This window comes from Bifidobacterium sp. ESL1118 (assembly GCF_058505595.1).
In genome coordinates, this window is sequence record NZ_CP196371.1 from 1563751 (window position 1) to 1576490 (window position 12740).

General features: G+C 57.0%; 11 protein-coding genes. 5 read left to right on the forward strand and 6 right to left on the reverse strand.

Going from position 1 to position 12740, the window contains the following annotated elements:
- The first annotated feature begins 230 nt into the window (after positions 1-230).
- Positions 231-914, forward strand: coding sequence for a FluC/FEX family fluoride channel (locus ACSYSS_RS06225; RefSeq protein WP_491703177.1), 684 nt, complete (start codon positions 231-233; stop codon positions 912-914).
- Positions 911-1315, forward strand: coding sequence for a fluoride efflux transporter FluC (locus tag ACSYSS_RS06230; RefSeq protein WP_491703178.1), 405 nt, complete (start codon positions 911-913; stop codon positions 1313-1315). The genes ACSYSS_RS06225 and ACSYSS_RS06230 overlap by 4 nt, the downstream gene beginning before the upstream one ends.
- A 282-nt stretch (positions 1316-1597) precedes the next feature.
- On the opposite strand, the gene ACSYSS_RS06235 is transcribed toward ACSYSS_RS06230, so the two are convergent.
- The 6 genes from ACSYSS_RS06235 to fbaA form a co-directional block, all read right to left on the reverse strand.
- Complete coding sequence (locus ACSYSS_RS06235; protein ID WP_491703179.1) at positions 1598-2224, reverse strand: NAD(P)-dependent oxidoreductase; 627 nt, start codon at positions 2222-2224, stop codon at positions 1598-1600.
- Positions 2225-2394: 170 nt separating this feature from the next.
- Positions 2395-2643, reverse strand: coding sequence for a type II toxin-antitoxin system YafQ family toxin (locus ACSYSS_RS06240; RefSeq protein ID WP_491703180.1), 249 nt, complete (start codon positions 2641-2643; stop codon positions 2395-2397).
- A gap of 26 nt (positions 2644-2669) precedes the next feature.
- A complete protein-coding gene (locus ACSYSS_RS06245) occupies positions 2670-2912 on the reverse strand; it encodes a type II toxin-antitoxin system RelB/DinJ family antitoxin (RefSeq protein ID WP_491703181.1) in 243 nt (80 codons plus the stop codon).
- A 161-nt stretch (positions 2913-3073) separates the two neighbouring features.
- Positions 3074-4657 carry a ClC family H(+)/Cl(-) exchange transporter gene (locus tag ACSYSS_RS06250; RefSeq protein WP_491703182.1) on the reverse strand — a complete coding sequence of 528 codons (1584 nt, stop codon included), beginning with the start codon at positions 4655-4657 and terminating at the stop codon, positions 3074-3076.
- 30 nt (positions 4658-4687) lie between these two features.
- Complete coding sequence (locus ACSYSS_RS06255; RefSeq protein WP_491704257.1) at positions 4688-5989, reverse strand: adenylosuccinate synthase; 1302 nt, start codon at positions 5987-5989, stop codon at positions 4688-4690.
- Positions 5990-6419: 430 nt separating this feature from the next.
- Entirely contained in the window at positions 6420-7637 is a 1218-nt protein-coding gene (gene fbaA, locus ACSYSS_RS06260) for a class II fructose-bisphosphate aldolase (RefSeq protein WP_491703183.1), read from the reverse strand.
- Positions 7638-8000: 363 nt separating this feature from the next.
- Here fbaA and ACSYSS_RS06265 point away from each other — a divergent pair, with 363 nt between their 5' ends.
- The 3 genes from ACSYSS_RS06265 to ACSYSS_RS06275 all read left to right on the forward strand — a co-directional run bounded on the left by ACSYSS_RS06265 (position 8001) and on the right by ACSYSS_RS06275 (position 12665).
- Positions 8001-9497, forward strand: coding sequence for a C1 family peptidase (locus tag ACSYSS_RS06265; RefSeq protein WP_491703184.1), 1497 nt, complete (start codon positions 8001-8003; stop codon positions 9495-9497).
- Positions 9498-9632: 135 nt separating this feature from the next.
- Positions 9633-11798, forward strand: coding sequence for a DUF4037 domain-containing protein (locus tag ACSYSS_RS06270; RefSeq protein WP_491703185.1), 2166 nt, complete (start codon positions 9633-9635; stop codon positions 11796-11798).
- A gap of 228 nt (positions 11799-12026) precedes the next feature.
- Positions 12027-12665: a DUF4125 family protein gene (locus ACSYSS_RS06275; protein ID WP_491703186.1), complete on the forward strand. Its 639-nt coding sequence runs from the start codon at positions 12027-12029 to the stop codon at positions 12663-12665.
- Positions 12666-12740 lie beyond the last annotated feature (75 nt).

Here is a 12740-nt window from a genome sequence, read left to right on the forward strand (position 1 = left end):
TTGAGGAGACCTGCAGGCCGAAAACGTTGAAACGTCATCCCCGCAGATCTCCTCTCCGTACAAACATGTGCAGACGCGCCGGATTGGAATGCCGGTGTGCCTGAGCCGATATGAGGGTTTTAAAATTTGAGATTACGCAATATCTCAAACGCAAGTGCATGCACTTATAATTACTATATTCAGGCGCTCGCTGTTCCGTTTCACAAAACGAACGCAACTTGGAAGGGCTTATGAACAACAACACGAACACGGCGGCAGGAAAGCAACAAACAGATACGGCCGGTACGCCAACTCATACCCTCTGGATGCGGCACACCCAGGCATTGGCTGCTCTGGCGGTGTTCTGCGGTGGAGCGGTCGGATCGTTGACACGGCTGGGATTGGGATCACTGCAATCTACGAGCGCAATCTCATGGCCTTGGGCCACCACGCTGGTCAATCTGACTGGTACCTTCATGCTCGGCCTCATCACCGAATGGTTCGCGCAGGCCGGCAAGGATGAAGGCGTTCGCAAGGTGGTGAGGCTGGGCCTGGGCACAGGCGGGGTCGGAGGCTACACCACCTACAGCACGTTCATTGTGGAGACCGACACCCGATTCGCTACGGGCGGCTGGATGCTGGCCGGTGGGTACATGGTGGTCAACATCGTTCTGGGACTGGCCTGCGCCGGTCTTGGTATTGCAGCTGGCGGGGCACTGGCCGGACTTCGGAACGAGAAGCACAGTAATGCTCTGTCTCCCAAGCCCATGACAACGACGGGAAACGATGTTCCCGCCAAACCGCCAACGACGCAAAGCGCAACCGCCACTCATAGCCAACAGTTCGACACTGCTTCCGGCGCGACGCACCACGCCTCTCACCAGGAGCGCCCCCAACGAGGCAATGGCGAGCACGGAAACGAGGCAGAGCAATGAATCAAACAAATGTTGTCGTCATCATTCTCGCCGCACTGCTGGGAGGTTTGGGCGCCGTGCTGCGCATGGAGGTGGACGGCTGGGTCAATGCGCACGTCACGCCGCACAACCATTGGAATTTTCCCCTCGGCACCATCGTCATCAACCTCACCGCATGCTTCCTGCTCGGCCTGCTGACCGGACTGGCCACTGCGCACATCGTCTCAACCACAGCAAAGTATCTGCTCGGCTCAGGCTTCCTCGGCGGCTACTCCACATTCAGCACCGCCAGCGTGGAGGGTGTGCAGCTCCTGAGAGCCGACCGCCCGCAGGTCGCCCTTGTTCACACTGGCGGAATGCTGGTGCTGAGTCTGGCCGTAGCCTGGTGCGGGGTTCTTATCGGCTCGACCGCGTTGGCATAATCCCATTGTCACAATCCCATCGGCATGATTTCATTGCCACAATCCGAGACAAATCCAATCGGACACCCGTTGGCACCGCACAGATCAAGGCAAACAACTCCCGACCGCTCGTGCCCATGCCCATGCCCATGCCCATGCCCACACGTTACCACCCCGGCAATGCGGTTTCTTTGAATTGTCGCGAATATGGACAATCGTCGCGCATACAGTCAATTTCAGGTTGTTTTTCGACTGTATGTGCGACGATTGTCCGTATTCGCGACTTGTGCTGCCGTCAGACTCTCACCAGCGCACGGAGATGCGCTCACGGTCGTGCGGCTGAGCTGCTTCAAGCTCATCGACCATCGCAATGGCGTAGTCGGCGTAGCTGATGGCGCTGTCGCCATCGGCATCGGTGGTGTAGTCCTCACCAGCGAGCACGTACTTGCCGGTGCGCTCCCCCTCGGCCCGAAAGTCGCCCGCGGGGCTGATATAGGTCCAATGCACATCGTCGCGCTGACGCAGCTGATCGAACGCCTTGCCCATCGCCAGCGGAATCGCCTTAATCTCGTCAGGGAAGTTATCGGAAAGCCGAGCCGTGTGCTCTTTGTTAGTATAAAGACTGCCGGCGCCACCAACCACGAGCAGACGAGTACTGCTGCCGGAAAGTACGTCGGCCAAGTGCTTGAGTGAGGCGATGTGCTCATCGGCCTTGTCTGGAGCGATGCCGAACGCATCCACCACCGCGTCGAAACCGGTCAGATCATCCGCGGTCAAGTCGTAGAGATCCTTGATCAGAGCATGCTGGGCAGCTGTTTTGTTCTCGCTGCGCACCACGGCGGTCACATCCATGCCGCGCTTGACGGCCTCCTCGACGATGAGCCGCCCTTCCTTGCCGTTTGCCGCCACCACTGCGATTTTCTTGCTCATATTACACTCCTTATTTTTTGTTATCCGTCCATTGATTCGAAATCAAACTGACTTTAATCAATAACAAAATGTTAGCAAATCTCGGTTGGCATCTTTCCTCATTCTCCGCAGAGCGCAGTGCAAGAAATATCAATGCGCCCGGAGCGTGCCATCATGGCTTTCGGCGTAGGTCAGCGCAAGCACATACGCTTCTTGACGACTTGATAGACAAGCAGCCAATCCCCTTCGACATGAAGTTCTTGATACCCTTTAAGCTCACCCTTCAGGGCATGATTCCGATATTTGCGCGCCAGCTGTTTCCTATCGAATTGTGCCAAATCATGCAGCACGCCATTGAGCTTCTCCAAGTCGCACCCTTTACGTTTAAGTCGCTTAACATCGCGTAAAAAGCTTGGCCGATATTCAAAGCTGTACGCCATCGTACCCCCATAAACGCTACAGAATTTCAGAGCGAATCAATGATATGCGCCATATCGTCGGCACTTCCACCGTGAAGCAAAGGCTCGGATTCAGCCTTACGCACCGCAGCAACCAAGGGATCTACGCGCTTGCTGGGCAGAAACGGAAAACCCCTGTCCTGCACAGCCTGCTTAAGAAACATGTTGACAGCAGTGCCAGTATCGGTGCCAAGTGAGGAAAATAGCGCGTCGGCAGCCTCTTTCAGCGCACGCGACGTGCTGATCTGCAATCTCACCTTTTACTGCGTTTGTGCCATAACTCCCCCTTACATCAACATCTACTCAATAATAATACTCTACTGAGTGATATTTGAGTAGCAACACACGATATATAGCATTACTATAAACACGAATGCTCATTCACCAAGGTGTGGAACCCCACCTGAACTCACTATTGCCGCGCACGAATTTCAGCTGGCTCATCTTCAGGATGGGCGGCGACATAGCGCTCAAGCAGCGCATCATAGATTGGCTCCGTACCCGTGAGGTCGGAGACCATGAGCGCCAGGAAGCTGCACAGCGCCACCGGCAGCATGTGCACCAGCGTGCCACTCATCTCAACGGTGAGCAGAATGGACGTGAGCGGTGCTTGGACGGACGCCGTCAGCACGCCGGCCATGGCGCAGACGGCGAAGATGGGGATGATGGACTGCGGCACGAAACCGCCAGCCGTTGAGCCGTTGAAAGCGAAACCAAATGAGGACACCGCTGACGCGGTAGTTGCATTGACGGCAACATTCCCCGCACCGATAGTAACACCGAAGCCGTGGAAACTCACACTGTGCAACGCAACTCCGTACACCGCACCCACCAGCGTACCGACCGCCAGAATCGGCATGAAGATGCCGCCGGGCACCCCAGACCCAAAACTCGTGGCTGTAAAAAGCATCTTGACTACAAGCAACACCAGCAACCCTGCCAGTCCTATGGCCAAACCATGACGCTCCGCATCCCCTATGACGCCTTCGCCGCCGCCGAGCACCTGGGGCAGAAACAGACCGACCGGCAGCGCCACAGTCAATGCAATCAACGGGCGGCTCCACCATGGCAGGCGATTATACAGCGTCTGAGCACCAAGCAACAGCCGGTTCATCAGCACACCAATCAATCCCGAAAGCAGACCCAGCGGCACAATCCACCAATACTGCGGCAACGAAAGCTGTGAAAGACGAGTGAAGTCAAGCACCGGCTGCAAGCCAAACCATATCTTGGCCACCACGTCCGCACTGAGGGCCGCACCTGCCGCCCCGAGCAATATGGCGGGCGAAAAACTGTGATGCACCTCCTCGAGCGCGAACATCACGCCGGAGAGCGGAGCACTGAACGCCGCAGAAAGTCCGGCTGCCGCACCTGCGGTGACGAGCACGTTCTCCTGCGAGTTATCAGGCTTCTGCGTCTGGTCAATTTGGGATTGCATGGTATCGGATTGCATGTTCTTGGGCTCGACGTTCTCGGACTCCACATTCTCAGATTTTGCAGCGCCAATGCCCACAGTGCTACTACTGTAATCCGAAGAAGCGATTTCCCGCCGAATGCGCAACCAGCGCATCCCTTGCTGTGTACCTTGAGCCGTGGCGGCGCCAATCTGCACACTCGGTCCTTCACGGCCGAGCGACAGCCCGAACATGCCACACAAAATTCCGCCGATAAATCGAACAACCAGTACCAGCGCCCATCGCATCTTGAGTCCGAGGCGCACTACGCCCTCCACCTGGGGAATGCCACTGCCAGATGCCATCGGCTCAAGCCGCACCAGCCAAGCCACCAGCAGGCCGACAGCAACAGCCGCAAGCGCCCACGGTGCAATCAGCCACGAATTGTGCAGCATCTGCGGGTACATCCACTTGGCAAATTTTGTGGCCAGCCCAATGCCCTGCCGATAACAGGCCGCCAGCACACCCGCAAGGAGGCCACAGACAACAGCCCGCGCCGCAACAACCCACTTGCTGCGGCGCGAAATCCCGACAGTTGCCAAAACGACCTGCCCCTGCTGTCTTTATGCCGCTCAGTCCACGAGCGAGCGCACGGAGATGATGTGGTCGCGCTGCGGACCGGTCCCGATGGCGGAGATGCGGCAGTTCGAAAGCTCTTCCAAGCGCTTCACATAGGCCTGGGTATTGGCCGGCAGGTCCTCGAAGCGATGGACCTTGGAGATGTCCTCGGTCCAGCCAGGCATGGTCTCGTAGACCGGTGTCGCCTTGGCGAACTGGGCCTGGTCAACGGGCATGTCATCGTAACGGGTGTGCGTGCCGTCGCCGTTGTCCACGTTGTAGGCCACGCAGATTGGAATCTCCTTCAAACCGGTCAAGACGTCGAGCTTGGTGAGCACGATGTCCGTCAGTCCGTTGACCTGCGAAGCGTACCGAGTCACCACTGCGTCGAACCAACCGCACCGCCGCGGCCGGCCGGTGGTCACGCCGTACTCGTGGCCTTGGGCACGCAGCCATTCACCGGATTCGTCATTGAGCTCCGTGGGGAACGGGCCTTCGCCCACACGGGTCACGTAGGCCTTGGCCACGCCGATGACGCGCGAGATCTTCGTAGGGCCAACGCCGGTGCCGGTGCATGCGCCGCCGGCGGTGGGGTTGGAAGAGGTGACGAACGGATACGTGCCGTGGTCCACGTCAAGCATGGTGGCCTGACCACCCTCGAACAGTACGGTCTTGCCGTCATCGAGCGCCTTGTTGAGCAGCAGCGACGTATTGGCCACATACGGCTTCAGCCGCTCGCCCAGCTTGAAGAGTTTATCGGTCACCTCGTCCACGTCCAGCGGACGGCGGTTGTAGAGCTTGACGAGCATCTGGTTCTTCTGGTGTAAGCTGGCCCCCACCTTGTCGCGCAGGTGCTCCTCGTCGAAGAGGTCGGCCACGCGGATGCCGGTGCGGTTGATCTTGTCGGCATAGGCCGGGCCGATGCCACGGCCGGTGGTGCCGATCTTGTGCTTGCCAAGGAAGCGCTCGGTCACCTTGTCGAGCACGCGGTGATACGGCGCAATGATGTTGGCCGATTCGCTGACGCGCAGCCTCGAACAGTCCACACCACGCGATTGCAATCCGTCGATCTCCTCGAACAGCACCTCGGGGTCAACCACCACGCCGTTGCCAATCACCGGTGTGACATTTGGATTCACCACGCCGCTGGGCAGCAAGTGCAGCGCATAGGTCTCGTCACCCACCACCACGGTGTGCCCGGCGTTGTTGCCTCCATTGAAGCGGGCCACATAATCGACCTTCGTGCCGATGAGGTCGGTGGCCTTGCCTTTGCCCTCGTCTCCCCATTGAGCACCGATAAGAATGATTCCAGACATAAGCAGACCTCCGAATTCGCCCGATTTGGCCGTTCCAAGCCTACCTTCACGTCTACCTAATGCCATTGGGGACAGTTCGTGTCGTTCCGTGAGCACTTTTATCGGTCACTATGCAACAGCCAAAATCAAAAACACCGGAATACCACTATTCTTAGATTTCGTTTTCTTCTATTCTTCATACAACCTCAGGAAAAGTGCTCACGGAACGAAATCAAGCACAGATCAAGCCTACAAATACAATTTTTGCCCAAAAAGCATCGAAATTCGTTTAGAGGGGACTTTTCTCCGGAAATTTCACATCGCAACAATTCACGACAATCAGCAATCCCGAGATTCCGCCATTCCCGATTTCGGTCTCTGATAGACATCCCGGGAAAAGTCCCCTCCTAATGAAAACCTTCCATTGAGGTCGTTTTTTGGGGGTGCCAGACTATTTCAGGGCCTTGCCGGCGCTGCCGAGCACCTTGCATGCCTCGACCACGCGCTCGGCCATGGCTTTCTCGGCCTCCACTCCCCAAGACCGGGGATCGTAATACTGTTTGTCGCCCATTTCACCATCTATTTTGAGCACGGAATCGTAATGCTCAAACATGTGGCCAGCCACTGCGCGGGTAAAGGCATACTGTGTGTCGGTGTCGATGTTCATCTTGACCACGCCGTATTTCACCGCCTCACGTATCTCGTCATCCGTGGACCCAGAACCGCCGTGGAACACCAGTTCGAAAGGCTTGTTTTCGGGGAACGCCGGAATACAGTCATGCTGAAAGTCAGCTGTCGTAGCCATGCCGACATCGGCTGAAGCGGGCTCGCCATCAGCGCCGGCCGAGGCACCTGAACCATCACCAATTGTATTCCGAGCGTCCAACTGCGGACAGGCCTCTCCAACGGCTGGCCCATCCTCGGTCTTGGATTTGCCTATGGAACCATCGTCCACAGCCTGAGCCACAGCTTGCTGAATCTCTCCGAGCAACTCCGGACGCAGCTTCACCACGCCGGGCTTGTAGGCACCATGTACATTGCCGAAAGTGAAAGCTGCCATATAGCGGCCACGCTCCCCCAACCCAAGACGTCTGGCGACTTCGATGCCTTCCTCCGGCGTTGAATACAGTTTCTCGTCGATGCCGGCTATATGGCCATCCTCCTCGCCGCCGACGGCACCGATCTCAATCTCCAGAATCGTGTGCGCTTGGCGTGAAAGACTCATTAATCGTTCTGCAATGTCAAGGTTACGCCCAAGCGGCAAGGCGGATCCATCCCACATATGCGACTGAAATGCCGGCTCCTCGCCGCGCTGCACTTGCTCCGCCTCATAGGTGAGCAACGGCTCTACCCACTCACCCAAATAAGGCTCGGCACAATGATCGGTGTGCAACGCAATAGTGATGCCCGGATAGTGCCCTGCAATCTGGCGCGCAAACCCGGCGAATGCCAACGAACCGGCCACACGGTCCTGCACAGCCTGGCCCGAAAGATAGGAAGCCGCCCCCACCGATACCTGAATGATGCCATCTGAACCCGCCTCTGCAAACCCTTGCAAAGCGGCATTCAACGTCTGTGTGCTGGTCACGTTGATCGCCGGGTAGGCATAACCGCCCGATCTTGCCGCATCAAGCATCTGCGCATACCGTTCAGGAGTTGCAATAGTCATGCCTTCATTATTGTGCGCGCCCTGCACATCACGGCAAATGTCCGAATCATCAACAGCAGTCCATCATTGGAGACAGAACGGACGCCAACCAACACACAAACGGCCGAATCATCAACAAACGGTGCACAAATGGCGACAAAACGGACACACACTGTTCATCAACGTTCGTTGACTCGTCGATGACACTTCATTACGCTATAGTTCCTTCCATTATCTAAGCATCACTTCATGTGCTGGACGTGCAAGAACCCGAACGGTCGACACGTAATCCACCGAGGGTAGAGTGAGCGGTGCGGGTTCGGCCACGCACGGAGCGATGCACAGCGAACCTCACTACACATTGACGCTATCCGAAGGAGTTTTATGAGTACAGCATCAACAACGAACAATACAGCGGCCTCGCCGGCGAGGGCGGACAACGAAAAGGCCATCGATACGGCTGCAGTAATCGACTACTCGAAGAAATTCAACGCCGAGCGTGCCAACCGAGTGGCAGCCAACGCCGCCACCTCACAAGGCATCCTCAAAGCCGCCACCAGCTACCAAGGCATCCGCTCCCTGCCCAAGGATTTTTCGGTGGACCTCAAAACGACGGGAATCACCGACCAGAAGCAATCCGGCCGGTGCTGGATGTTCGCGTCCCTCAACACGCTGAGCTTCGAGGTGATGCACAAGTGGAACCTTGAGGACTTCGAGTTTTCGGAGACCTATCTTTTCTTCTGGGACAAGATGGAGAAGTCGAATGCCTATCTTGAAAATGTGCTTGCCACGCTTGATGAGAGCACGGAAAGCCGTATTTTCCAGACCATCAATGCCGAGCCCGCGGACGATGGCGGCTGGTGGCAGATGTTCGTCAACCTGGTCAACAAGTACGGGCTCATGCCCAAGTCCGCCTACCCCGAATCGGCGAACTCCACCAGCTCCGCGGATTTCGAGCAATACCTGAATGCGAAGCTGCGCGAATTCGGAGCTGAGTTGCGCGAACGGCACGAGGCCGGGAGCGGCATCGACAAGCTGCGTAAACTCAAAGTGCAAGACATGGAGACCGTGTACCGCATCTGCGCCATAAGCCTTGGCGAACCGCCGAAGACGTTCGATTTCCTCGCCCGCACCAAGGAGGACGACAAGGACGGGCAGAAGGCCAAGAACAGCAAATCAGCCAAAACGAAGGACGCTGATGACAAGAACACCAACAGCAAGGATTCGCGCATCGATGACCGTCAACAGATCCGCGAATATGGCATCACCCCGCAGGAGTTTTACAGGAAATACGTGCCTGTGGACGTGAACGACTACGTGTGCCTGGCTAACTCCCCTATGGAAGGCCGCCCCTTCAACCGGCGCTACCACCTCATGTACTCCACCAATGTGGCCGAAAGCGGACCGTTGGAATTCGTCAACGTCAGCGAGGATGTGATGCACAAGGCTGCCGTGGACCAGCTCGAGGCAGGCTACCCGCTGTGGTTCGCCTGCGATTGCGAACAGTATTCGTTGCTACGCGACAAGCATGGCGTGTTCGCCCCCGAGGCCGTGCGCATGGACGAGCTCTTCGGCACGCAGTTCACCTTCGACAAGGCACATGCCTTGCAATACGGCGTCTCCGAGAGCAACCACGCGATGACTTTCACCGGTGTGAACATCGACGAAGACGGCAAGGCCGACCGCTGGAAGGTGGAGAACAGCTGGGGCAAGGACGTAGGCGAGGACGGCTACTATGTGGCCTCCGACGACTGGTTCCGCCGCTATGTCAACGAGCTCATCGTGCGCAGGGAGTTTCTGCCGAAACCTGTGCTCGAGGCACTGACCGACGAGCCGATCGACTTGGAGCCCTGGCAGCCACTCACGAATATCTGCCGGTAAAAACTACTGTCCCCTTACCTTTTGCGTCATACTACGTCGCAAAAGGTAGGAGTTCGTTGTTTTACCGCCTGCGGCCGGTCACTGGCCTATAATCGTCATATCACGAATCACAGCAGATGTATATGAGGAGGGACAATGAACGAACCAACAGACAATGAAGCCAAGGAGAGTGCCGCAGAGAGCGCGCTTGCGGCGTTCGCCAAACAGTTCGAAGGCGCCACCTCGTCGCAACCAGATGCCAATTGTAAAGCGCAAGCCGAGGGCAACCCTGAGACCAACTCCAAGCCTGCCACGTTCGACACCGACAAGTTTCTTAAAGGCCTCGATGACATCTATGAGGCGCACAAAGCCAAGGACGACGCGGAAGATTACCTCCAGCAGGCCATGGTGGACGCGGAGAATGCGGGCGATGACGCCGGCCTGCTCACCGTGCTCAATGAGACGATGGGGTTCTACCGCTCCCACGGACGGCACGACGACAACCAATGGATCATCCAGCGAGCGCTGGAACTCGGCCTCAAAATGCGCATTGAGGGCACCGAAGCTTGGACCACCACGCTCATCAACGCTGCCACAGGAATGCGCGCAGCCAAACGTTACGACCAGGCCGCTGCCCTTTACGACCAGGCAATGCAATCGGCAAAGAAAACATACACACCCAACGACCGGCGCATGGCCGCTTTGCACAATAACATCTCCATGCTCTACAGCGAGACTGGTGACCTCAAACGGGCGCAGCAGGAGCTAGAAGAGGCGCTCGGAATCCTGACCAAGTCCAGCACAGACGCCAGTCAGGACCTCGATGTGGCCAGCACTCACACCAACCTGGCGCTAGTGCTGCTCCAGCGTGCACAGAAGGAACACGACCCGGACCTCATCGCCGAGGCACTGAGGCACGCCACAACCACATTGGACATCTATAAGGCTGGGCACTTGGAACACAGCGCACACTACGCCTCGGCACTGGCCGGTTATGCACAGGCCAGTTTCATGGCCGGCAGACTCCATGAGACAACCGACGCATATGAGCATTCGTTGGCCGTCATTGCGGAATGCTACGGCAAGGACACTGACTACTACCGCATCACCGCGCAAAACCTCAACGAAGTGCAACAGGCCTTGAAGGAGACCAAGAAAGCCGAGGCCAGCGACGACAACGTCGACGCTCGTCAATCGGGCAACCAAGCATCGCACACCGCAGCAAGCCAAGTCAGCGCTTCGACGGCACCATCAGCGTCATCATTACCATCAGCCTCATCACAGTCTCGCCCCACTCAACCATCCTCAAACTTGTCCGGTATTCAGCTTGCCCGAGCCTACTGGAAACAAGTGGGCAAGCCCATGGTCGCCGAACGCTACCCCGACTATGTAGGCCGCATCGCTGTAGGCTTGGTGGGGCACGGTTCGGAATGCTACGGCTTCGACGACGAACTTTCACACGACCATGACTTCGGCCCCCGCTTCTGCATGTGGTTGAATACGGAAGATTACACGGCCATCGGCGAGCAGCTTGAAGACGATTACGAGGCATTGCCGCAGGATTTCATGGGCTTTACACCGCGTGAAAGCACCGCCCGTGCGCAAGGCGCAAACCGTCGTGACGGCGTGTTCGAGGTTGGGACTTTCTTTGAATCCATCACTGGCTACCGCCAGGCACCGGCGGAAGACAAACCACACGAATGGTTGCTGCTCGATGAACCGACACTGGCCGCAGCCACGAATGGCTCGATCTTCGCCGATCCAGTGGGGCTTTTCTCCAAAACTCGCCAAGGCTTCAAGTTCATGCCCGACGATGTGCGGCTTTCCCTGATCTCAAGGCGTTTGGGCATGATTGCGCAGGCCGGTCAATACAATCTGCCCCGTATGCTCCAGCGCGGCGATGGCGCAGCAGCCTGGCTTTCCATCCAGGAATTCGCCACCAACGTGTGCTCACTGGTGTTCCTTATCAATCGGCCCGTCACAGCCGGCTACATGCCCTACTACAAATGGCAGTTCGCTGCTTTGCGCAGGCTGAGCTCTCGCACGGCCACACGCTTGAAAGACGTGTGCGAACAACTCGAATGCATACTGCGCCTCTCTTCCGCCGCATGCTTCGGTGGAGCGGGCTTCGGAGAGGGCGGCAAAGGCTCAGGGCCGGCCATGGAACAAGTGCAGCGGAGCGTGGAACGTATTTGCGCAGAAATCGCAATGGAACTCAAGGCCGAAGGGCTGACCACCTCTGACGAGACGTTTCTGGAATGGCAACGGCCGTACGTGGAGGAACACATCAGTGCCACCGACCCCGTGCTGCACAGTCTGTGAATCGCGAGCACTTCTGCATTCTTCACGCCACAGTCTGATTTGCCAGAAACTGAGACCATCCGCTTATCTGCCCTCTCATCAGCGCGGCAATAAGGTAGTTCGATAACGGAAGGGCAAATGGCAATCGAGCCCAAAAGCTCTAGGCGTAATCCACTGAATGTCTAGACTTGAGAACAGAACGAAAGCATAAAACCGATGCAAGCGTGGCACCGGTACAAGGGAGCCACAATGACGACGCAAACTGCACAGCACACCACGGACGATTTGACCGAAACCGTGATACGGCACGAATGGGAACAATTCCAGCAGACCGACAACGAGGGAGGACGCGCCGCCTGCCAAGGCAACTGGCCCACATTCCATCAGATGAGGTTGAGCCAATTCCTGACATGGCCTCAGGATCTATTGGAGAGCTATGAGGCAGACCTCACGCAAGCCGACCGCGAGGGACGCAACCTTGTCACCGAGAAGTACGGACGTATGATGGCGTCCACAGCCTCCGAAGAATACAAACGCAACATCGAGCCGTATATTCCGCGCCTGACAGGTGCACGCATTGCCGCCCAAGAGATGGTGATAGCCCAACAGGTACGTTGGGCGAGCGCATTTCGTATCCACTACCCCAAACTTGGCCGCGAGATGAGGGCGCTCACCACCAATGAGGACACACCCGAAGCCACATCCTTTGAAACCTATCTGCGCGGAGAACTCGGCACCTACTCCGAGAGAACATTCGAACTCTATCGACAATTCATCATGCATCTGGTGAGCGCAGAACACAACCTCACAGAGGAGACCATCCTCAATACGGTCAAGATCGCCGGTTACCAGACACTGGCCAAGGCCGAAGCCGCACAGAAGGCATAATTTATACCATAAATAGTATATTTCATTGTATTTTCAGCATGTTTCACTCTTGTTAGCTAATCATGCATTTGCTCT